This window comes from Acetobacter farinalis (genome assembly GCF_011516935.1).
GTDB lineage: Bacteria > Pseudomonadota > Alphaproteobacteria > Acetobacterales > Acetobacteraceae > Acetobacter > Acetobacter farinalis.
Genome location: NZ_WOTF01000013.1, coordinates 1 through 21,057, shown reverse-complemented (window position 1 = coordinate 21,057; position 21,057 = coordinate 1). Strand labels below are relative to the sequence as shown.

The window sequence follows — 21,057 nt, the reverse complement described above, 5'->3', positions numbered from 1 at the left end:
GCGCATTGTTCATGACACTTCATTCACACCGTTCGGCCGCCCCACAGGGCGGTCAGGCTCCCCGCCAGCGTGAAAACGCCGGTATGATCCGGGGCGATCTGCTGCTGCCCGCCGTGGTGGAGAGCTTCCGCAAGCTTGATCCACGCATCATGTGGCGTAATCCCGTCATGTTCGTGGTGGAAGTGGTTACAGTTCTGACCACAGTCCTGCTCGTGCGTGATCTTGTAGCCGGGGGAACGCATCCCGGCTTTGCCATCCAGATCAATCTCTGGCTCTGGTTTACCCTGCTGTTTGCCAACTTCGCCGAAGCCGTTGCGGAAGGCCGGGGCAAGGCGCAGGCCGACAGCCTGCGCCGCACCCGGACGGAAACACGCGGCAAACGCCTGGTGATTGATGCGGATGGCCGCTTCACGCCAGAAGGCCTGTATGATGAAGTTCCGGCACCGGAACTCGTCGTGGGGGATGTGGTACTTGTCCAGGCTGGAGATTTCATCCCCAGCGATGGCGAGGTGATCGAAGGGATTGCCTCTGTTGATGAATCCGCCATTACAGGGGAGTCCGCTCCTGTTATTCGTGAAAGTGGCGGGGATCGTTCTGCCGTAACCGGCGGCACCCGCGTGCTTTCGGACTGGGTGATTGTCAGGATCACGGCAGCGCAGGGCTCGACATTCCTGGATCGTATGATTTCACTGGTGGAAGGCGCGCAACGCCAGAAAACCCCCAACGAAATCGCTCTGACGATCCTGCTTGCCGGGATGACGCTGATCTTCATTTTCGCGGTCGCGACCATTCCAAGCTTCGTGCACTACGCGGGCGGCCATATTTCCGTTCTCATTCTGGTTGCGCTGTTCGTCACCCTTATCCCCACAACCATCGGGGCACTGCTCTCCGCCATCGGGATTGCCGGGATGGACCGGCTGATCCGCTTTAACGTGCTGGCCATGTCCGGTCGCGCTGTTGAGGCCGCGGGGGATGTGGATACGCTGCTGCTCGACAAGACAGGCACCATTACCATCGGGGATCGTCAGGCCGCCGCGTTTGTGCCTGTTATGGGGGTCACGGAGCAGGAACTGGCGGATGCCGCGCAGCTTGCCTCCCTTGCGGATGAAACACCGGAAGGGCGCTCCATTGTTGTGCTCGCAAAGGAGAAGTTCGGCATACGGGGGCGGGAGATGAATGCGCTCGATGCGCATTTCGTTCCCTTCACGGCGCAGACCCGCATGAGTGGTGTGGATATTGGTGACCGGCAGATCCGCAAGGGCGCTGTAGACAGCGTGATTGCCAGCCTTGGGGAGAGGAACGCTGCTGCCGGGCAGGTGCGCGAGATTGCCGCGGGCATCGGGCGGCAGGGGGGCACACCTCTGGCCGTGGTGGATAGTGGGCGTCTTCTGGGTGTTGTGCATCTGAAGGACGTGGTGAAAGGTGGTATTCGCGAGCGGTTTGCCGAGCTGCGCCGCATGGGGATCCGCACGGTCATGATCACGGGGGACAACCCGCTGACAGCCGCCGCAATTGCTGCGGAAAGTGGCGTGGACGATTTTCTGGCTCAGGCAACACCGGAAGCCAAGCTGGCGCTCATCCGCAAGGAACAGGCTTCAGGCAAGCTTGTGGCCATGTGTGGGGACGGCACGAACGATGCTCCGGCCCTCGCTCAGGCGGATGTGGGCGTGGCCATGAACACCGGCACGGTCGCTGCGCGTGAGGCCGGGAACATGGTCGATCTTGATAGTGACCCGACAAAGCTGATCGAGATTGTGGGCATCGGCAAGCAGTTGCTCATGACGCGTGGCGCACTCACAACGTTCTCCATCGCTAATGACGTGGCCAAATATTTTGCGATTATTCCCGCAATGTTTGTCGGCTTCTACCCGGCGCTGTCCACCCTGAACATCATGCATCTGGCAACGCCGGAAAGCGCTGTGCTCTCGGCCATTATTTTCAACGCCCTGATTATTATCGCGCTGATCCCGCTTGCCCTGAAGGGTGTCAGCTATCGTCCCGTCGGGGCGGCGGCCCTGCTGCGGCGCAACCTTCTGATTTACGGTGTTGGTGGCCTTATCGTTCCGTTTATCGGCATCAAACTCATCGATATGCTCGTTACGGGCATCGGTCTGGCCTGAGGAGACTACCATGGCACTTTTTCGTCAGATCCGTCCTGCAGTGACGATCTTCCTCTCTCTGTCCGTCATTACCGGGCTTGCCTATCCGCTGGGCATGACCGGGCTTTCAAAGCTTGTTATGCCCGAGCAGGCGCAGGGGAGCCTGGTCCGTGTGGATGGGCAGGCGGTGGGGTCTGCCCTGATCGGGCAGAACTTCACCCAGCCCAGATATTTTCATGGTCGTCCGTCCGCCACCACAGGGCCGGATCCGGCAGATCCTTCAAAAACAGGGCCGCTGCCGTATAATGCGGCGGCCTCTGTCGCCACAAACGCCGGGCCAACGTCCAAAGCGCTGGTGGACCGCGTGACAGCAGCCGTGGCCCAGCTCAAGGCGGAAAATCCTGAAGCTGTTGCCGCTGGCCTGAGTATTCCGATGGATCTTGTCACGACATCCGGCAGTGGGCTGGACCCGGATATTTCGCCACAGGCGGCGATGTTTCAGGTCAAGCGTATTGCCCGCATGCGCAACCTTTCTGAAGATTCCCTCAAGAATCTTGTTGACGATATGACGGAACGGCCCCTGATGGGGTGGCTTGGCGTGCCTCATGTCAATGTGCTTGCACTCAATATCGCTCTGGATACCCTGCATAACTGATGGATACACGTCTTGACCGCCCCGACCCGGACGCCCTGCTGCGGCAAACCTCTACCGAGGGGGAAAATCGTGCACGCGGCCGCCTGAAAATCTTCCTTGGCGCGGCTCCGGGGGTCGGGAAGACGTTCCAGATGCTGACAACCGCGCACCAGTTGCAGCGGGATGGGGCGGATGTCCTTGTCGGCATTGTGGAAACCCATGGGCGGAGCGAGACGGCAGCGCTTGTTGAGGGGCTGGAGGTGCAGCCCCGGCGCGCCATCCGGTATCGCGGGCAGACCGTCTATGAGATGGACCTTGATGCCATTCTGGCGCGCGCCCCCGGGATTGTTGTGGTGGACGAGCTTGCCCATACCAACGCGCCGGGTTCGCGCCACCCCAAACGCTGGATGGATGTCGAGGAACTGCTGGCGGCCTGTATTGATGTGCTTACGACCGTCAATATCCAGCACCTCGAAAGCCTGAACGACATCATTGCGTCCATTACGCGGATCCGTGTGCGGGAGACGGTGCCTGACCGCGTGATCGAGCGGGCGGATGAAGTCGAACTGATTGATCTGACGCCAAACGACCTGCTGCAACGCATGCGAGATGGCAAGATCTATGCCGAGCACACGGCTGGCCGTGCGATGCTGCATTATTTCTCCCCCGGCAATCTCACGGCCCTGCGTGAACTTGCCCTGCGCCAGACGGCGCAGCAGGTGGATGCGCAGCTTGTGGACCATATGAAGGCCAATGCGATTGCCGGGCCATGGGCGGCGGGTGAGCGCATTATGGTGTGCCTGACCCTGCAGGATGGTGATGCCAGCCTGCTGCGTTACGGCAAGCGTCTGGCCGACCGGCTTCATGCGCCGTGGATTGTCCTGCATGTGGAAACAAGCCGTGACCTGACGGATACGGCGCGTGCGCGGATGGCCTCGCAGATGCACCTCGCACAGTCCCTCGGGGCTGAGACGGTAACCATCCCCGGGCAGGATGTGGCGCTTGATGCCGTGGCGTATGCACGGGCGCAGAATGTGACGCAGATTGTTGCTGCCCATCCCGCCGGGCGGGGCTGGAGCGGGCGTGTGCGGCAGTGGCTGGGCCGCGCGACCACCGAGCGCCTGATCCAGTGTTCTCAGGGTTTTCCGGTGCATGTCGTGCCGCGCTCTTCAACAGAGGATGTGGCGGCAGAAAGACCACGGGATGCCGGGCCTGTGCGCGTCGGCCCCTATGTGGCGAGTTCCCTGATTGTGATGGGCGCACTTGGCGTGGCTCTTCTGCTGCGCCGCGGGCTAGAGGTCAGCAATGTCTCGCTGGCGTTTCTGACAGCCATTCTGGGGGTGGCGGTGGCCTATGGGCTCTGGCCGTCTCTCTGGGCCTCACTGCTGGGGATGCTGTGCTTCAATTTCTTTTTTCTTCCTCCCCTTTACACCCTGACAATCGCGGCTCCCGATAATGTCGTGGCGCTGTTTTTCTTTCTGGCCACCGCGCTGATTGCGAGCAATCTTGGCGCCCGCGTGCGCAATCAGGCGGTTGTGGCGCGGCACCGTGCTGATATCACGCAGTCTCTCTACCATTTCAGCCGCACGATCACCGGCATTATCAGGCTGGATGACCTGCTCTGGTCTGTCAGCCACCAGATTGCGACCATGCTCGAATGCGATGTGGTGATGCTGCTGCCCGAGCATGGGAAGCTGACAGTCAAGGCATCCTATAATGCGGGCAAGCTGATCGGGGCGGAGGATCTGGCGGCGGCAGCCTGGGCGTGGAAGCACAACAGGGTTGCCGGGCGCGGGTCGGATAACCTTCCGGGGGTGCGCTGGCTGTTTACCCCCCTGCGCACCGGGCGTGGGCCGGTTGCGGTGATTGGCCTTGATACGGAAAGGGACGGGGCCATTCTCGATGCGGAACAGCAGCGCCTGCTGGATGCACTGGCTGATCAGACCGCCTCGGCCCTTGAGAGTATTCTGCTGGCCAGTGAACTGGATCAGGCGCGTCTGGATGCGGAGACAGACAAGCTGCGCGGCGCGTTGCTTACGTCCATCTCTCATGATCTGCGCACGCCACTGGCGTCCATCCTCGGGGCGGCATCCAGTCTGGACAGCTATGGGGATACACTGGACGAAGCTGCGCGCAAGGAGCTTCTGGCCACCATTCGTGATGAAGCTGAGCGCCTGAACCGTTTTGTGGCGAACCTGCTGGATATGACCCGGCTGGAAGCCGGCGCGCTGCACCCGCGCAAGGAGCCTGTGGATGTTGTTGAGATTATTGCAAGCGCCCTGAGCCGCGCGGCGCGCCTGCTGGTGGCGCATCAGATCGACATGGTGGTTGAGCCTGATCTGCCCATGTTGCGGCTGGATGATGTGCTGCTGGAGCAGGCGCTGTTCAATATTCTGGATAACGCAGGCAAATATACGCCACCGCATACGAATGTAACCGTTGTGGCTTCCGCCACGGCTGAGCATCTTGTGGTGCGTGTTCTGGATGAGGGAGAAGGCTTTTCGGGGGGAGACCCGGAACAGGTATTCGCCAAGTTCACGCGCTTTACATCGGCTGATCGCTCACGCGCGGGCACCGGGCTGGGGCTTGCCATCACACGCGGTTTCGTTGAAGCAATGGGGGGAACAATTACGGCGAGGAACCGGCAGGACCGTCCGGGCGCCGAATTTGTCATGATGTTCCCCCTGGGCATGAGAGAGACGGTATGAGTGATCCTGCGGTTCTGATTGTTGATGATGAACCCGCCATCCGGCGCCTTATCAGGACAACGCTTGCCAGCCAGAACTGGCGGATTACCGAAGCCGGAACAGGGGAGATGGCCCTGCGCATGGTCATGGAGTCCCCCCCGGACATTGTTCTGCTTGATCTGGGGCTGCCGGACCGGGACGGGGTGGATGTGCTGCGCCGTATACGGGAGGTGAGCCCGACGCTTCCGGTTGTCATCCTCTCGGTGCGTGATGATGAACGTGGGAAAGTCGCGGCGCTGGAGGCCGGCGCGGATGATTACGTCACCAAGCCGTTCAGCATGGCCGAACTGGTGGCGCGGCTGCGCAATGCGCTGCGGCATGCCTTGCAGCAGGAAGGGACCATCCCGCTTTTTGTATCGGGTGATCTGAGTGTGGACCTCGTGCGGCGGCAGATTTTTCGGGATGGTACCGAAATCCGCCTTTCACCGCGCGAGTGGGATATCCTGCGCATGCTTGTCCGCTATGCCGGGCGGGTTCTTACGCATCAGACAATCATGGGCCAGTTGTGGGGTGCTACCGGAGATGTCCAGCAGCTCCGGGTCTATATCCGGCAGATACGCCAGAAAATAGAAATTGACCCGGAGCGGCCGCGCCATATCCTGACTGAAACCGGAGTGGGATACCGGCTGGTTCAGCTCTGAACCCTGCTAGTCGTCCACCCGGCTCAGGGCCTCGCCTTTGTGATAGGCGATGTGTCCGGTTTTCAGGCTTTCAATTTCATATTGCGGGTTTTCAGGCGTTGCATGGTGCTGGTAGCCGTTTACAAGGAACGGGCTTGTATGAAGCGCACGGATCTGACCGGTTACATACCCGGCTTCAGAGTTCCATGAGACAATTTCGCCAATATGGAAAGGGTGTGATGTCATGAAAGAAAGCACCTTCTTTGAGGAGAGCGCAAAGAGTGCGCCGAATGGATTTTTGCATCCGTTTTACACAATAGGCCATTCAACGCATCCGCTGGATGTATTCATAGCATTGCTCCAGCATTACGGTGTTACGTTTATTGCTGATATCAGGGCCTTTCCTTATTCACGGCGCAATCGTGATTATGATGGAAGTCACCTTGTCACGACACTGGGTGAGCAGGGGATAGGATACGAGCATTTTCCGGCATTGGGCGGAAGGCGGCCCAGATCAAAGACTGTTGATCCGCACAGGAATGCATTCTGGCGTGTCCAGAGTTTTCATAACTATGCGGATTATGCCTTGGGGGCCGAGTTTCACACGGGGCTGGTGCAGCTTATGGAAAAGGGCCGGACCGAGACAGTAGCGCTCATGTGTGCGGAAGTTCTCTGGTGGCGTTGCCACAGGCGGATTGTCACGGATTACCTTCTGGCTAATGACGTGCCGGTCTTTCATATTCTTTCCCTGACAGAAGCGCAGCCAGCTCTCCTGACACCATCTGCTCTTCTGGTGGATGGGGGAGGGATTGTTTATCCCGCGTCTCCCGAAAAGGAAGCGTGATTATTTTCTGTAAAAGGAGAGGATGAGAGTATTCGCGGGGGCATTATTGTTTTAAACTCAAAACAAATCTCAAAATATATATTCCTGTGCTTTATTAAATCTATTTTTAAGTGTTGAAAATTGTGATGACGTTTTGATGTAGCGCATGGCGGTTCCCGGAAAATATGCATATTAAATGCACCTTAGTTGTTCGTTTCCAGTTTCTCGGGATTCTTGCCAGTCATGAGCCAGCTTATCGACCGCCTTCTGTTCTTTAAAAAATATCAAGGCAAGTTTGCAGACGGTCACGGCGTCAATACAGATGAAAGCCGTGCGTGGGAGGACGCATATCGCTCGCGGTGGGAAAGCGAGAAAATTGTCCGCTCCACCCATGGTGTAAACTGCACGGGGAGCTGTAGCTGGAAAATATATGTCAAAAGCGGGCTGGTAACATGGGAAACGCAGCAGACGGACTATCCGCGCACCCGCCCCGACATGCCCAATCACGAACCGCGCGGCTGCCCGCGTGGCGCGAGCTATTCGTGGTATCTCTACAGCAGTAACCGCATACGCTATCCGTTGGTGCGCAAGCAGCTCGTGGCGCTCTGGCGGGAAAAGCGCAGGACACTGGATGCTGTTTCCGCATGGAAGGCTATTCAGGATGACCCGGAAACACGGCGTGGTTACCAGAAGCAGCGCGGCCTTGGGGGGTTTGTGCGTGTCTCATGGGATGAGGCGAATGAACTGATTGCCGCGGCCAATATTCACACAATCAGGAAATGGGGGCCGGACCGCGTGGTCGGGTTCTCTCCCATTCCCGCCATGTCCATGCTGAGCTATGCTGCGGGCACACGCTATCTCAGCCTGCTGGGCGGGACATGCCTGTCCTTTTATGACTGGTATTGTGATCTACCACCTGCGTCGCCTCAGACGTTTGGCGATCAGACAGATGTGCCGGAAAGTCTGGACTGGTATAATTCGGGCTATCTTCTGGTCTGGGGTTCAAATGTCTCCATGACCCGTACCCCAGATGCCCATTTTTACACGGAAGCGCGGTATAGGGGGGCAAAAAGCGTTGTTATTGCACCGGATTATGTAGAAGTGGCCAAATTTGCCGATCTCTGGCTTCACCCCAGGCAAGGGACGGATTCCGCGCTGGCGCTGGGCATGGCGCATGTCATCCTGCGTGAGTTTTATCTGGAGCGGCAGGTTCCCTATTTTCAGGAGTACGCGGCGCGCTATACGGATTTACCTTTTCTGGTCATGCTGGAGCCCGCGCAGGATGGCGCGAGCAAGCCCGGCAGACTTCTGCGGGCCTCGGATCTGGCGGAGGCGCGGTATCAGACCACTGAGGCAGACTGGAAGCCCCTTGTGTGGGATGCGGGGCAGAACTGCCCGGCCATGCCCCGTGGGTCTGCCGGTTTCCGGTGGGAGAAAGGCGGCCGCTGGAACCTTGAGCCGTTTGACGCGGTCACTGGTGAACCCTTGACACCGGCCCTCTCTCTGGCCGGAAACACGGAGCAGGCGACTGTCCTGTTCCCGTATTTCGGGAATGAAGGCCGCTTTGGTCTGAATGAGGCCGCTCCCGTAAAAGCCAGCACGGTGCCAGTGCGGAGCGTTACGCTCAGGACGGGAGAAACCGTACGGTGCGCAACGGTGTTTGACCTCATGGTGGCGCATTATGGCTTGTCGGCCAACCCGGAAGAATGGCCGGATTATAATGCCAATGTGCCGGGCACACCTGCATGGCAGGAGCATATCACGGGTGTTCCGCGTGACAGGTGCATTGCTGTTGCGCGTGGCTTTGCCCGCAATGCGGAGGCAACGCAGGGGCGCTCCATGGTTATTCTGGGGGCGGGGCTGAACCATTGGTACAATATGGACATGACCTACCGCGCCATTCTGAACATGCTCATCCTGTGCGGCTGTATCGGCCAGAATGGCGGGGGCTGGGCGCATTATGTGGGGCAGGAAAAGCTGCGGCCTTCCGCCGGGTGGGGGCCTGTGGCCTTCGCGGGGGATTGGGGCGGCCCGCCCCGGCGCATGAACGGCACCAGCTTCTTTTATGCGCACACAGACCAGTGGCGCTATGAGCAGATGACCCCGCAGGCGCAGCTTTCTCCGCTGGCATCCTCGGTTGCGTGGCCCCGCACGGTTTTGGACTGTAACATTCAGGCGGAGCGTATGGGCTGGCTGCCCAGCGCGCCTCAGCTCACCACCAACCCCCTTGATGTGGGGAAGGCTGCCAGAGCGAGTGGTCAGGACCCGGTGGCATATGTGAAAGAGGCCCTTTTTTCCGGCAAGGTGAAACTGGCGTGTGAAGACCCGGATGCGCCGGAAAACTGGCCCCGCAACATGTTTGTCTGGCGCTCCAACCTGCTGGGAGCCAGTGGGAAGGGGCATGAATATTTCATGAAACACCTGCTGGGTGCGCCCAACAATGTGATGAATGAAGAGAGTGAACAGCGGCCCGCTTTTGCAAAATGGCATGAGCAGGCACCGGAAGGGAAACTCGATCTTCTCATCACGATTGACTTCCGGATGAGCACCACGGCCATGTTCAGTGATGTCGTGCTGCCGACAGCAACATGGTATGAAAAGTCAGACCTCAATACGTCTGATATGCATACGTTTATCCACCCGTTACAGGCAGCGGTGAACCCGGCATGGGAAGCCCGGACAGACTGGAGCATCTTCCGGGGGCTGGCAGAGGCTTTCCAGCGGCTGGCTCCCGGCACTCTGGGGGAGGAAACGGATGTGGTCTTCTCTCCCCTGCAGAAGGACACACCGGCAGAACTCGCGCAGCCCTATGGCGGGACCGATTGGCAGACGGATAAGTCCTTTGCCCCCGAGCCGGGTAAAACCATGCCACAGATCACACTGGTGTCCCGCCGGTATGACGAGGTTTATGACCGCTATATCACGCTTGGTCCGGTCCTTGAGAACAAGGGGAATGCGGACCATGGTCTGAATTGGGATACAGTGGCGGAAATCACGGAACTCAAGCAGACACATCCGTCTGTTTCCGGAAAATATCCTGAACGTTCATCGCTCTTTCAGGATACTGATGCGGTTGAAACTGTCCTGATGCTGGCACCGGAAACAAACGGAGATGTTTCCGCCAGAAGCTGGAAAGCGCTTTCTGAAAAAACCGGGCGAGACCTGTCCCACCGGCTTGGTGGCCGGGAGGGGGACCGCATTACGTTTGCCGATATTATCACGCAGCCGCGTCAGGTTATTAATTCGCCCGTGTGGAGTGGTGTTTCCTCCACGCAGGAAGCCTATACGGCAAACTGGCTGAATGTGCATGAATATGTGCCGTGGCGGACATTGACAGGCCGCCTTCAGTTTTATCAGGATCATCCGTGGTTGCGGGATTTTGGTGAGACATTTGCAACCTACAAGCCGCCGGTTGAAACCTATTCAACTCCGGATGCACTCGGGGCTGAGCACTGCAATGGTAATCCGGTTATTTCCCTGAACTTTCTGACACCGCATCAGAAATGGGGAATTCACAGTACCTATGCTGAAAACCTGATTATGCTGACACTCGGGCGCGGCGGGCCTGTTGTCTGGATCAGTGAGGAAGATGCCGCCAGACTGCATGTTGCGGATAATGACTGGGTGGAAGCCTTTAATCGCAACGGCACATTGGTGGCGCGCGCGGTTGTCAGCCAGCGCATTCCGGCAGGCGCGGCCTTCATGTATCACGCGGCGGAGCGGACAGCCAATGTTCCGGGTAGCGAAATTACGGGGAAAAGAGCGGGGATCCATAACTCCGTAACGCGGGTGGTCATGAAGCCGACGCATATGGTTGGCGGCTATGCGCATCTTTCCTGGTCATTCAATTATTATGGCCCGGTAGGCTCCAACCGTGATGAGTTCATTTTCCTGCGTAAAATGAACAAGGTGAACTGGTTTGATGGCACGGATAAAGGGCAGGAGACGTCGGTATGAATTCGTGCATTCTCCTCCCTGTGTGGCTGATAGGTAACTGACCGTGAAAATACGTGCACAAATAGGCAAGGTTCTTAATCTTGATAAATGCATTGGCTGCCATACATGCAGCGTGACATGCAAACAGGTATGGACCAATCGGGATGGTGTTGAATATGCATGGTTCAACAATGTTGAAAGCAAGCCGGGTGTAGGCTTCCCGCAGCAATGGGAAAATCAGGAGCTGTGGCACGGGGGCTGGCAACTGGGGAAGGGGGAGTCCCTGCGCCCGAAAATTGGCGGAAAGTGGCGTATTCTTTCCAAGATTTTTGCAAACCCCAATCTTCCGCAGCTTGATGATTATTATGAGCCGTTTGATTTTGATTACGCCACACTTCAGGACAGCCGGAGCGAGCAGACCGTGGCGTCTGTCAGGCCCTATTCCCGCATTACCGGGCAGGTGATGGAGCGTATCGAGAAAGGGCCAAACTGGGAGGAATCTCTGGGGTCCGAGTTCGAGAAGCGGTCCAGAGACTATAATTTTCGCAATATTGAAAAAGAGATATACGGGCAGTTTGAAAACAGCTTCCTGATGTTTCTGCCCCGTCTGTGTGAGCACTGCCTGAACCCGACCTGCGTTGCAGCCTGCCCCTCCGGTGCGATCTACAAGCGCGAGGAAGATGGCATTGTGCTGGTAGATCAGGAAAAATGCCGTGGCTGGCGGATGTGCGTCAGCGGGTGCCCGTACAAGAAAATCTATTATAACTGGCATACGGGGAAATCAGAAAAATGCATTTTCTGTTATCCGCGCATTGAAAGTGGCCAGCCAACAGTCTGCTCGGAAACCTGTGTGGGGCGCATCCGCTATCTTGGCGTCATGCTGTATGATGCTGACAGGATTGAAGCTGCCGCGGCAGCGAAAAATCCGGAAGATGCGTATGAGGAGCAGCTGGCGCTTTTCCTTGATCCGCATGACCCGGAGGTTATCGCGCAGGCGCGGCGGGATGGCGTGCCGGAGGCGTGGATTGAAGCGGCCCAGCGTTCGCCCGTGTATCGGATGATCCGTGAATGGAAAATTGCGTTCCCCCTGCATCCTGAATATCGGACCCTGCCTATGGTCTGGTATATCCCGCCACTTTCCCCCATTCAGGAGGCGGCCTCGGCAGGGAGCCTGGAAACGCTGAACGGCATTCCGGATATCAGCAGCCTGCGCATTCCGGTGCAGTATCTGGCCAATATGCTCACGGCGGGAGATGAGGCACCGGTCAAGGCCGCGCTGAATCGGCTGCTGGCGCTGCGCGCTTATATGCGGCGTTTCCAGATTGAAAATGTGCGCGATGCGTCCCTGCTTGAAACAACGGGGCTTTCAGAGCGGCAGATTCAGGACATGTATCGTCTTCTGGCCATTGCCAATTATGAAGATCGTTTTGTTGTGCCCACGGCGCATAAGGAAGAGGCGGAAGACCCCTACCATCAGCGCGGCATTGCGGGGTTCCATTTCAACCAGACAACCACGGCGGGAAAAAGCCGTTTCAGCCTGTGGGGGCAACAGTCTCACAAGCCTGAAGTGCGTCGTCATGGAGGGAAGGGAGAGTAACATGCCGCAGTCCCTCTCATTTTTATGTCAGATCAGCGCCATTCTGCTCCGGTATCCGGATGATGTCCTGATGCAGGAAGGCAAGGCTCTTGAGGCGGCTGTCATGCAGTCCGGGCTGGATGATGCCGTGAAAGACGTCCTGTGCTCATTGTGCCAGAGCATTACGCAGTGCCCCTTGCTGGATGCCCAGAGCCAGTATGTGCAGCTTTTTGATATGTCGCCCTCGCTGTCCCTGTATCTGTTCCAGCATGTGCATGGGGACTCTCGCCTGCGCGGGCAGGCCATGGTGGACCTGCTGGAGGAGTATCGCGGCGCGGGGCTGGATATGCAGGGCAATGAGTTGCCTGATTTTCTTCCGGCCTATCTGGAATATGCATCTCTCTGCCCGGCGGAGAAGACGCAGGCTTTGTTGACGGAGGTTGTTGATATTCTCTCCGTTCTGGAAGAGCGCTTGCGGAGCAGGACGTCTGCCTATGCTTCTGTTTTCACGGCATTGCGCGCCGTGTCCGGCCGGGTACCGGATGAGGAGATTGTGGAGGCGCATCTAAGAGACACCGCCGTGATGGATGATCCGTCCCTGCTGGATGCCCGCTATGAGGAAAAACCGGTGACGTTTGACCATGCCTCCGGGCAGGCAGGCTGCCAGACCGGGTGCGGGTCAGGGAGGCGGTCTGCGGATCAGTCAGCGGGTCACGCAACCCCTGCAAACGAGATGACAGGAGGTGAGCCATGAACTGGGTTGAATATTTCTTTTTCCAGATTTATCCGTACCTGTGTCTGGTTGTTTTTGCGATCGGGTGCTGGGCGCGTTTTGACAGAAGCCAGTTTTCATGGCGTGCGGAATCAAGTGAGTTTCTTGAAAAACGCACGTTGACGTGGGCCAGTAACCTTTTTCATATCGGCGTTCTGGGGTTGCTTATGGGGCATGCTGCAGGTTTGCTGGCGCCATCGCAGATCACGGAGTTTCTGGGCCTGAGTGCGCATGCGCACCAGCTTCTGGCTGTCGGGGCGGGGAGTGTGTTTGCTGCCTGCGCTGCTGCCGGCGGCGGGGGGCTTCTCTATCGGCGTCTCTTCAACACCCGGGTCAGGGCAACGGGGAGGCCGACAGATCTCTTCATTCTTCTGTTTGTTTACATGCAGCTATGGCTTGGTATTTTCGGGCTGCCACACTCCCTGATGCATTCAGATGGCACAATCATGGAGACATTGGGAGCATGGTGCCGGGGTGTGATCACGTTCCAGCCGGATCTGCCTGCGCTACTGGTCAACATTCCGTTGATTTACAAGCTGCACCTGATAACAGGCATGACTCTGTTCCTCCTCACCCCCTTTACACGACTGGTTCATGTTATCTCTGCTCCCATCTGGTATATTTTCCGGCCGGGGTGGCAGATTGTCCGCAGGAACAGACATGTCGCCAACGAAGAAACCTGAAGCCTCACCATGACTCTTTTAACAGCACCTGCTGAACACACTATTCTGGTTAATGAGAGCGTTATCTCCCCGGCTGATGTGCAGGAGGAGATGCAGCATCACAGGGCGGCCTCACCGCAGGTTCAGTGGCAGGAGGCCGCACGCGCTCTGGTTGTGCGTGCGCTGCTGCTTGGCGAAGCCCGCAAGAAACTCAAGGCACCGGGCTTTGAGGATATTGCTGATGAGGAAGCGTTGATTCAGGCTCTTCTGGAGCAGGAAGTACGGGTGCCAACACCTACGGATGCCGAGCTTGAACGCTGGTGTGCGGCCAATGCGGAGCATGCCCGCACGGAGCGTGCTGCGCATGTCCGCCATATTCTGGTGTATGCTGACAAATCCCTGCCGGGCTCACTGGAGAGTGCGCAGAAAAGAGCCGGAGAGTTTCTGGAGTACCTCAGGGATCATCCTCAGGATTTTGAACCGTTTGCCGCCCGTTATTCAGAGTGCCCGTCTGCCAGCCGAGGTGGGGATCTGGGCATTGTTGCCGAGCAGGATCTTCTGCCAGAGTTCAGGTCTGCTCTGGCGGAAACGGAAGAGGGTGCTTTTTGCGCTCATCCCGTGGAAACCCGCTATGGTGTGCATGTTGTGCAGCTTCTCAGGCGCTTTGCCGGGCAGGACGCGTCCGGGCTGGGCGAGGAAGAGAAGCACCGTATCCGCGTGTTTTTGGAAGATACAAGCTGGAAGCAGGGGGTGCAGAATTATATCACCATGCTTGGTGCTCAGGCCCGCATCAAGGGGTTTGACCTTTTCGGAGGGACAACGGCGCAGGCGGACAGCCAGAGCTGGCCGGATGGAAAGTCCTGCACAGGGAAAAAATAAGGACGTTGGAAATCAAACGTCTTTCAGGTGGTTTTCCATGTATGCCGAGGGTATCTGATGTCACTGGATCTATTTTATAAAACGCTTGCAGCTTTTGTCACAGCGGCCGCAATGGGTGTGCTGGCGTATGTGACACATCTCCCATTGCTCTTTCCAAGCCTTGGTCCGACCATTTTCATTCATATTGTCACCCCCCAGCAGGAAGCTGCCAGAATCTGGAATACCCTTATGGGGCACGCAATAGGGATTCTGGCTGCGGTTTTTTCCCTGTGGCTTTTTGGTGCGTTTGATCTGCCTTCCGGGATGAGTATTGACCACATCACATGGAACCGCATGGCTGCGAGTGTCTCGGCTATTGCACTCACGGTGTTAGGGCAGGGCGTGTTGAAAGCAAACCATGCTCCCGCTGCGGCAACTACCCTGCTGCTCAGTCTGGGTGGATTTCACGCAGATGCCCGGACGCTGGCTATTATTTGCGCCGGGATCGTGATTTGCACAGCTATTTCGGAAATTTTTCAAATTCCTCTGTCAAAGCGGCAATGATCACAAGGCTGCTTTGGTCTTTCAGGTGGGAGCTGGAAAACTTCTCACGCTATCATGGTTATCTGACAGGAAGCTGAACAGAGCAGAGGATGCCCCAGAAATAAATATTATTGAAAATAGTTCGCACTATTAAAGAATTTTACCTGTTGCGGCCTCTATCTCTTCCTTTTAATCCTGTGACGGTCTTATCAAAACGCACAGGGTGCCTCATGTCCCGCCTTCATCCTCAGGCCGAACGTCACACTATTGAAAAACTGGGGTGGCTGCGTGCTGCTGTTCTCGGCGCGAATGACGGAACGCTCTCAACCGGGAGCCTTATCGTCGGGGTCGCCAGTTCGCATGCGGCGCGTGGCAGCATTCTCATTGCAGGCCTTTCCGCGATGGTGGCCGGTGCGCTCTCCATGGCGGCGGGGGAGTATGTTTCTGTCAGTTCTCAGGCGGATTCAGAAAAAGCTGATCTTGAGCGGGAAAAGCGGGAACTCGCAACGGACTGGGAGGGAGAAGTGACGGAACTGGCCGGCATCTATCAGAAAAGGGGGCTGGATGCGGACCTCTCCCGGAAAGTTGCCGTGGCCCTGATGGATCATGATGCTCTGGGCGCGCATGCCAGAGAAGAGCTGGGGTTGTCTGATCTCACGGCGGCGCGGCCCATACAGGCGGCGTTTGCCTCAGCCATGGCATTTTCATCCGGTGCGGTGCTGCCGGTTCTGGCCGCAGTCTTTTCCCCTCAGAGCTGGGTTTCGTGGAGCGTCTCTCTGACATCCATTCTCGTGCTCGCCATTCTGGGTTTTGTTGGCGCGCTTGCCGGTGGGGCGGCCCCGTTTCGTCCGGCGGTGCGGGTCACGTTCTGGGGGATTGTCGCCATGATTGTCACAAGTGGGATTGGCCGTCTGTTCGGGGTCTGAAGCCCCACAGGCCTGAGTTCTCGGCAGTCGCCAAATCTGTCTGTCTGGGCAGGCGTTCCAGCCCCCGAAAAGCCAGTTCTGGCGGCAGCCATGGGCCGCCAGAACTGTACCGTGCGGTTAGTCTGCGAAGGTGGTGTCAACAAGAATGAGTTCACTGTCTTCAAGGGCGGTTATCGTGAGGTCATCACTCTCAGAGATTGCTGCGCCATCCCGTTCGTGAATGACTTTTCCATCAATCTCAACCGAGCCTTTTGCAACCACCAGGTACCCCAGTCGCGTAGCCCCGAGGTGGTAGGTCGCTTTTTCATCCTTGCGCAACGTGGCCCCCAGAACGCGTGCATCCGCATGAATGGGGAGAGCCTCTCCGTCCGTCTCGTATCCCGAAGCGAGTGTGACAAACCTGCCCGCACGCTCATCTTTCGGGAAAGTCTGTGTTCCCCATGAAGGCGCATGGCCGGAGCGGTTCGGCATGATCCAGATCTGGAAGATCCGGGTTGTGACATCCTCCAGATTATACTCACTATGGCGGATACCGGTGCCCGCGGACATTACCTGAACATCCCCCGCAACAGTACGCCCTTTATTGCCAAGGCTGTCCTGATGCGTGATGGCTCCTTCCCGCACATAGGTGATGATCTCCATATTCTCATGCGGGTGAGTTCCAAAGCCCGTGCCCGGTGCGATCGTGTCATCATTCCAGACGCGGAGGGCACCCCAGTTCATCCGGTTGGGATCAAAGTAGTTTGCAAATGAAAAATGGTGTTTTGCGTCCAGCCAGCCATGATTGGCATGACCGAGGCTTTTGAAGGGGCGGATTTCAATCATTTTTTCTCTCCTGAGAGCAGGTGTCGGATACTCTTTCTGGTTCTGATCATAAGCGGCCTCATTGCGTGCAGTATACGGCAATAATGGAAAGCCATCGTTTCCATTTGTTTGATCATTGGATAATGTCAGGGAGATAAAAACAGCGGTGCCATCGGCACGAGGGGAAAGAGGATGCGGCTACCGGATTTTGAGGCATGGGCGATTTTCGCAAAAGTTGCGGAACTTGGCTCCTTTGCCCGCGCAGCAGAAGAGATACAGCTCTCAAAGCCGACAGTTTCCAAAGCGGTCAGCCGGCTTGAGCAGTCATTGGGCGTTGCGCTGTTCAATCGGAATTCCCGCCATATGTCACTTACAGACACAGGGCGCAGCCTTCTTGGGCATGCGGTGCGCATTCTTGCCGAGGCAGAAGCGGCTCAGGCTGAAGCTCTTGGCGGAATGCAGCATCCTTCAGGACGTATCAGGATTGCTGCTCCCATGACATTCGGGATCAGGCACCTCTCTCCCGTGCTTCCGGCCTTTTTCAAGAAATATCCTGATATCGATATCACGGTCGATTTTAGTGACGCCACGGTCGATCTTGTGGCCGATGGCTACGATCTTGCCCTGCGTATTGCCTCTCTGGCGGATTCCTCCCTGCGTGCCCGAAAGCTCTGTGATGTTCGCCTTCTGCTTGTGGCGGGGGCGGGATACCTTGAGCGCATAGGTCGCCCATCGCACCCCAAAGAAATCGAACATTTAAAAAGCTTTGTTTATACAAATACATCAGCACCGGGAATGATCCGGTTGAAGCAGAAAAAGACCCAGAAGGAGTTCGTTCTGGCGCAGGTGCCGCGTTTCAAGGCGGATAATGCTGAAGCTTTTGTGCCCTCTCTGGAAGCAGGGCTGGGTTTTGGTCTTTTCCCGGATTTTCTTGTGTGGGAAGGGCTTCAGTCCGGGCGGCTGGAACAGATTCTCCCGGAATGGGAGGCTGCGTCTATCGCCCTTTATCTCGTAACACCGCCCAATACCCTGCGGCCAACCCGGGTGAATGTTCTGATTGATTATCTGACTGAGTCGTTTGTGCATCCTCCCTGGGAAAGAAAAAGCCAGAGCGCGTGATGGCGCGGCGTGCAAAGCCAGCCTGAACGCCGTGATCAAGCCTGCGTGTTTATGCTGTCATAAAAATGTAAAAAAAGAGGGATGTCTGTATTGAGAGCAAACCCGGCAGGGGTTTGTTTCATAATTTGAGCGGTTCATACTTTAAGAATCACTTGCGGCGAAGTTGGCTGCGCCTTCAGGTGGCGGTGCAGGATCATGATCCTGCACCTGAAGCCTGTCTCACTTTCAAGAAAAGCATTTGACCCTCTTGCAGAGTCAAGGTCATTCCGCCGATATGGCGCGCCCTTGAATGCATTCGGGTCTTGAGAGTTTTCAGGGGGCATTTTGATAAGGTTTTAAGGCGTCCACTGATCATGCAGCATACAAAAAATATTTCAGTTTTGATGTTTTTTGGATTTATCACGTTATCCGCAATTTCGGCATTTTATGTTTCACTGGAAAACAATGTCTATTATTGGGATTATTTGACATATTTCAATCGTGCGACAAAATTAAACGCTCTTTATCATGGTCATCTCTTCAAGGCGATTGGTAAAATATTTTCCTCTGTCTGGAAATCTGATTATAATTATTTGCCTTCTATCATCTTGTCATTTTCTATAGAACTCACACAGAACCATCGGCAGAGTTATATACAGACTATTCTCTTGTTCTATTTCATGCCGTTCGCAGCGTTGTTTGTCGCCATATTCTCAAAAATTACACGCGTTTCACACTGGAAAGACCTCCTGCTTCCTTCCATGCTGGTCCTTACAAACATGGCTCTCATAGGCCCGCTTCTGCGCGGCTTTCCTGATGTTGGAGGGATGATATTTATTGAATGCGCCATTCTGCTTGCTATGGTGAATGACTATTCAGAAAGCATCAGTTTCAAAAAATCCATTCAGTTGGGCGCAGTATTATGGGGAGCGTTCCTTTTTCGGCGCTGGTATGCGTATACAGTTGTAGCGCTTTATGTTTCTCTTCCTGTTTTCAATTATTTTTATTTCAATTCAAAAATTTGTTATGAAAGATTATTGAATACGACAAAGAGTTTTTTGATCTCTGGTGTGTCTTCTATTATTTTTGTTCTCGTTTTCCAGTTTGGTCTTCTGCTGAAAATTCTGAGAACGGATTATTCAGTCGCGTATTCCGCGTATCAGAAGCCGATGATGGTTTCCATCAATGCCATTTTTGGTGCTTTCGGGCTTTATCTTGTGCCTTTTCTGGCTCTTGGTGTGCTGTTTTTAATCAGGGAGAAAGATAAGCGGCTTGCGCTCTCTCTGGCCTTTTGTCTCTTCAATCTGATTTTTTCCGCTTTTCTGTTTCTTAGAACCCAGTCTCCCGGTATCCAGCATATCATTCCATTTTCCTTCTGGATGCTGATGCTCACGGCATACGGTGCCACGCGCCTGTTTCATTCTTTCAGGTGGGGCAGCGTTTTTCAGGTGATTTCCTGTATTATTTTGCCGGCTGTCCTTCTTGTGGCACTTTTTTGTGACCGTCCGTACCAGATCCCGTTTCTTCGGGAGATGCTCCCCCTCCGTCTTGCGCCGATAACGACAGAAAATTTTCAGATTTATCAACAGTTGGTGGATGATCTGGAGCATGTCTACAAGCCTCAAGGCTCGGTTGCCATCCTGAGTTCAAGCTTCGTCCTGAACGAAAGCATTGTGGAGAATATCAGTAATTATCGTCTGGTGACCGAAGATGTCGCGCATGTGGACTTGCGGGATCATTTTAAATCAACGCTCTTGAATGCTCGATATGTGGTGGTTGTAAGCCCCGTGCAGACCCATCTGGCACTTTCAGACCAGCGGGTGATCACTGTTACGGCGTATGAAATTCTCAATGGGGAGGGTGTTGGGAAGAATTACAAAAAAGTTGGCCGCAGTTATGAATTGAAGCCCGGTATCTACGCTTACATCTATAAAAAAACAGAACCGTTTTCCGCGGATGAAATCGCGTGTCTTAATGGAGAACTGTATAAATATTATCCTGATTGGAAAGCCAAGGGGTTTGGCTATACGGATAAATAAGCACTGTGTCTGGGCGTGTTTTCGGCGTTATCGCGCTCTCCCGGAGTATGGCTCCGGGAGAGGTGAAACCATCAGGCGAGTTTTTTGGTCATGCCCGCCACATGCTGGCCAAGGAACCTGGCGCCATCCAGTTCATTGGCGCTGGGCTGGCGTGAGTCGTCACCGGCGGCGATTGTTGTAGCGCCGTAAGGCGAACCACCAGTGACGTCATCAAGCTTGAGCTGCCCCTGAAAGCTGTAAGGCAGACCGCTGATGACCATGCCGTGGTGCAGCAGGTTCGTCATCAGGGAATAGAGGGTGGTTTCCTGCCCGCCATGCTGGGTGGCTGTAGAGGTGAACACAGCCCCGACCTTGCCGATCAGCGCGCCCTTGAGCCACAGCCCACCGGTTTGATCCCAGAAATTTGCCATCTGCGCCGGAAGGCGGCCGAAGCGCGTGGGGGCACCCAGAATGATGGCGTCATAGTTTTCCAGCTCATCGGTGGTGGCGACAGGAGCACTCTGCTCTGTCTTGAAAAGATGGGCCTTGGCGACGTCTTCCGGCACCAGTTCCGGCACGCGCTTCACATCGGCTTCAAGGCCTGCTTCACGCACACCTTCCGCAATAGCGTGCGCCATGGTTTCGATATGGCCGTAAGAAGAATAATAGAGAACGAGAACTTTTGGCATTTTCGTGTTTTCCGTTGGTGTTGCAAACAGTTTCCGCACGCTTTCCAGAAACGTCATGACGATACGTCCTGTGTATGAAGGGGCCAGCTCTAAATCGGAAATGCTCTGTTTCCGATTTAGGCATGGCGGACTATCAGGACTTGGAGGGATCGAAGAACCGTTGATTGATGTGCTTGGCCAGTAATTTCTGGGTTTTGGCGATTTGATTGACGGTTTTCTGGAGAGCTTTTGATCTGCGTTTTGAGCAGATCA

17 protein-coding genes are annotated in these 21,057 nt (G+C 55.9%); 14 read left to right on the top strand and 3 right to left on the bottom strand.

The genetic code is table 11. The features are described 5' to 3' along the window. The first annotated feature begins 11 nt into the window (after nucleotides 1-11). The 4 genes from kdpB to GOB82_RS09815 are packed head-to-tail and all read left to right on the top strand — an operon-like array spanning nucleotide 12 to nucleotide 6,121. Complete coding sequence (kdpB, locus tag GOB82_RS09830; protein WP_166122599.1) at nucleotides 12-2,120, top strand: potassium-transporting ATPase subunit KdpB; 2,109 nt, start codon at nucleotides 12-14, stop codon at nucleotides 2,118-2,120. Nucleotides 2,121-2,130: 10 nt separating this feature from the next. Then, nucleotides 2,131-2,754: a potassium-transporting ATPase subunit KdpC gene (gene kdpC / locus GOB82_RS09825; RefSeq protein ID WP_166122597.1), complete on the top strand. Its 624-nt coding sequence runs from the start codon at nucleotides 2,131-2,133 to the stop codon at nucleotides 2,752-2,754. Beyond that, complete coding sequence (locus tag GOB82_RS09820) at nucleotides 2,754-5,441, top strand: sensor histidine kinase (protein ID WP_166122595.1); 2,688 nt, start codon at nucleotides 2,754-2,756, stop codon at nucleotides 5,439-5,441. The genes kdpC and GOB82_RS09820 overlap by 1 nt, the downstream gene beginning before the upstream one ends. Continuing rightward, nucleotides 5,438-6,121: a response regulator gene (locus GOB82_RS09815; protein WP_166122593.1), complete on the top strand. Its 684-nt coding sequence runs from the start codon at nucleotides 5,438-5,440 to the stop codon at nucleotides 6,119-6,121. Before GOB82_RS09820 ends, GOB82_RS09815 begins: the two co-directional genes overlap by 4 nt. A 6-nt stretch (nucleotides 6,122-6,127) precedes the next feature. Here GOB82_RS09815 and GOB82_RS09810 read toward each other — a convergent pair whose 3' ends face one another. Further along, nucleotides 6,128-6,346, bottom strand: a complete 219-nt coding sequence (locus tag GOB82_RS09810; RefSeq protein ID WP_166122591.1) for a hypervirulence associated TUDOR domain-containing protein — start codon at nucleotides 6,344-6,346, stop codon at nucleotides 6,128-6,130. Between GOB82_RS09810 and GOB82_RS09805 the strand changes: the two genes are divergently transcribed. The 8 genes from GOB82_RS09805 (at nucleotide 6,345) to GOB82_RS09770 (ending at nucleotide 16,196) form a co-directional block, all read left to right on the top strand. Further along, nucleotides 6,345-6,944: a DUF488 domain-containing protein gene (locus GOB82_RS09805; protein ID WP_166122589.1), complete on the top strand. Its 600-nt coding sequence runs from the start codon at nucleotides 6,345-6,347 to the stop codon at nucleotides 6,942-6,944. The genes GOB82_RS09810 and GOB82_RS09805 overlap by 2 nt on opposite strands. 222 nt (nucleotides 6,945-7,166) lie before the next feature. Continuing rightward, nucleotides 7,167-10,880 carry a nitrate reductase subunit alpha gene (locus GOB82_RS09800; RefSeq protein WP_166122587.1) on the top strand — a complete coding sequence of 1,238 codons (3,714 nt, stop codon included), beginning with the start codon at nucleotides 7,167-7,169 and terminating at the stop codon, nucleotides 10,878-10,880. A 43-nt stretch (nucleotides 10,881-10,923) separates the two neighbouring features. Further along, nucleotides 10,924-12,456 carry a nitrate reductase subunit beta gene (gene narH, locus GOB82_RS09795; protein ID WP_166122585.1) on the top strand — a complete coding sequence of 511 codons (1,533 nt, stop codon included), beginning with the start codon at nucleotides 10,924-10,926 and terminating at the stop codon, nucleotides 12,454-12,456. Between the two features lies 1 nt (nucleotide 12,457). After that, nucleotides 12,458-13,189 carry a nitrate reductase molybdenum cofactor assembly chaperone gene (gene narJ / locus GOB82_RS09790; RefSeq protein WP_166122583.1) on the top strand — a complete coding sequence of 244 codons (732 nt, stop codon included), beginning with the start codon at nucleotides 12,458-12,460 and terminating at the stop codon, nucleotides 13,187-13,189. Beyond that, nucleotides 13,186-13,890 (top strand): respiratory nitrate reductase subunit gamma, encoded by a 705-nt coding sequence (gene narI, locus GOB82_RS09785; protein ID WP_166122581.1) that lies wholly within the window; start codon nucleotides 13,186-13,188, stop codon nucleotides 13,888-13,890. Before narJ ends, narI begins: the two co-directional genes overlap by 4 nt. A 9-nt stretch (nucleotides 13,891-13,899) precedes the next feature. Beyond that, a complete protein-coding gene (locus GOB82_RS09780) occupies nucleotides 13,900-14,748 on the top strand; it encodes a peptidylprolyl isomerase (RefSeq protein WP_166122579.1) in 849 nt (282 codons plus the stop codon). A gap of 57 nt (nucleotides 14,749-14,805) precedes the next feature. Further along, on the top strand, nucleotides 14,806-15,291 hold the full coding sequence (locus tag GOB82_RS09775; RefSeq protein ID WP_062274735.1) for an HPP family protein: 486 nt from the start codon (nucleotides 14,806-14,808) through the stop codon (nucleotides 15,289-15,291). Between the two features lie 209 nt (nucleotides 15,292-15,500). Further along, on the top strand, nucleotides 15,501-16,196 hold the full coding sequence (locus GOB82_RS09770; RefSeq protein ID WP_166122577.1) for a VIT1/CCC1 transporter family protein: 696 nt from the start codon (nucleotides 15,501-15,503) through the stop codon (nucleotides 16,194-16,196). 117 nt (nucleotides 16,197-16,313) lie between these two features. On the opposite strand, the gene GOB82_RS09765 is transcribed toward GOB82_RS09770, so the two are convergent. Beyond that, on the bottom strand, nucleotides 16,314-17,021 hold the full coding sequence (locus GOB82_RS09765; RefSeq protein ID WP_166122575.1) for a pirin family protein: 708 nt from the start codon (nucleotides 17,019-17,021) through the stop codon (nucleotides 16,314-16,316). A gap of 171 nt (nucleotides 17,022-17,192) precedes the next feature. Between GOB82_RS09765 and GOB82_RS09760 the strand changes: the two genes are divergently transcribed. Together GOB82_RS09760 and GOB82_RS09755 are read left to right on the top strand one after the other, a co-directional pair. Further along, the gene (locus GOB82_RS09760) at nucleotides 17,193-18,119 is read left to right on the top strand and encodes a LysR family transcriptional regulator (protein ID WP_166122573.1); all 927 of its coding nucleotides are present in this window, start codon (nucleotides 17,193-17,195) and stop codon (nucleotides 18,117-18,119) included. A gap of 353 nt (nucleotides 18,120-18,472) precedes the next feature. Next, on the top strand, nucleotides 18,473-20,137 hold the full coding sequence (locus GOB82_RS09755) for an ABC transporter permease (protein ID WP_166122571.1): 1,665 nt from the start codon (nucleotides 18,473-18,475) through the stop codon (nucleotides 20,135-20,137). A gap of 71 nt (nucleotides 20,138-20,208) precedes the next feature. Here the strand turns inward: GOB82_RS09755 and wrbA are convergent, their stop codons facing one another. Further along, nucleotides 20,209-20,805: an NAD(P)H:quinone oxidoreductase gene (gene wrbA / locus GOB82_RS09750; protein WP_166122641.1), complete on the bottom strand. Its 597-nt coding sequence runs from the start codon at nucleotides 20,803-20,805 to the stop codon at nucleotides 20,209-20,211. Nucleotides 20,806-21,057: the final 252 nt, after the last annotated feature.

Excerpts from the sequence above, each read along its gene's own strand:
- GOB82_RS09820 (WP_166122595.1), top strand. The coding sequence starts at position 2,754 with ATGGATACACGTCTTGACCGCCCCGACCCGGACGCCCTGCTGCGGCAA.
- GOB82_RS09805 (WP_166122589.1), top strand. The coding sequence starts at position 6,345 with ATGAAAGAAAGCACCTTCTTTGAGGAGAGCGCAAAGAGTGCGCCGAAT.
- GOB82_RS09765 (WP_166122575.1), bottom strand. The coding sequence starts at position 17,021 with ATGATTGAAATCCGCCCCTTCAAAAGCCTCGGTCATGCCAATCATGGC.
- GOB82_RS09770 (WP_166122577.1), top strand. The coding sequence starts at position 15,501 with ATGTCCCGCCTTCATCCTCAGGCCGAACGTCACACTATTGAAAAACTG.
- GOB82_RS09800 (WP_166122587.1), top strand. The coding sequence starts at position 7,167 with ATGAGCCAGCTTATCGACCGCCTTCTGTTCTTTAAAAAATATCAAGGC.
- kdpC (WP_166122597.1), top strand. The coding sequence starts at position 2,131 with ATGGCACTTTTTCGTCAGATCCGTCCTGCAGTGACGATCTTCCTCTCT.
- GOB82_RS09775 (WP_062274735.1), top strand. The coding sequence starts at position 14,806 with ATGTCACTGGATCTATTTTATAAAACGCTTGCAGCTTTTGTCACAGCG.
- wrbA (WP_166122641.1), bottom strand. The coding sequence starts at position 20,805 with ATGCCAAAAGTTCTCGTTCTCTATTATTCTTCTTACGGCCATATCGAA.
- kdpB (WP_166122599.1), top strand. The coding sequence starts at position 12 with ATGACACTTCATTCACACCGTTCGGCCGCCCCACAGGGCGGTCAGGCT.
- GOB82_RS09780 (WP_166122579.1), top strand. The coding sequence starts at position 13,900 with ATGACTCTTTTAACAGCACCTGCTGAACACACTATTCTGGTTAATGAG.
- GOB82_RS09815 (WP_166122593.1), top strand. The coding sequence starts at position 5,438 with ATGAGTGATCCTGCGGTTCTGATTGTTGATGATGAACCCGCCATCCGG.
- GOB82_RS09810 (WP_166122591.1), bottom strand. The coding sequence starts at position 6,346 with ATGACATCACACCCTTTCCATATTGGCGAAATTGTCTCATGGAACTCT.
- narJ (WP_166122583.1), top strand. The coding sequence starts at position 12,458 with ATGCCGCAGTCCCTCTCATTTTTATGTCAGATCAGCGCCATTCTGCTC.
- GOB82_RS09755 (WP_166122571.1), top strand. The coding sequence starts at position 18,473 with ATGCAGCATACAAAAAATATTTCAGTTTTGATGTTTTTTGGATTTATC.
- GOB82_RS09760 (WP_166122573.1), top strand. The coding sequence starts at position 17,193 with ATGCGGCTACCGGATTTTGAGGCATGGGCGATTTTCGCAAAAGTTGCG.
- narI (WP_166122581.1), top strand. The coding sequence starts at position 13,186 with ATGAACTGGGTTGAATATTTCTTTTTCCAGATTTATCCGTACCTGTGT.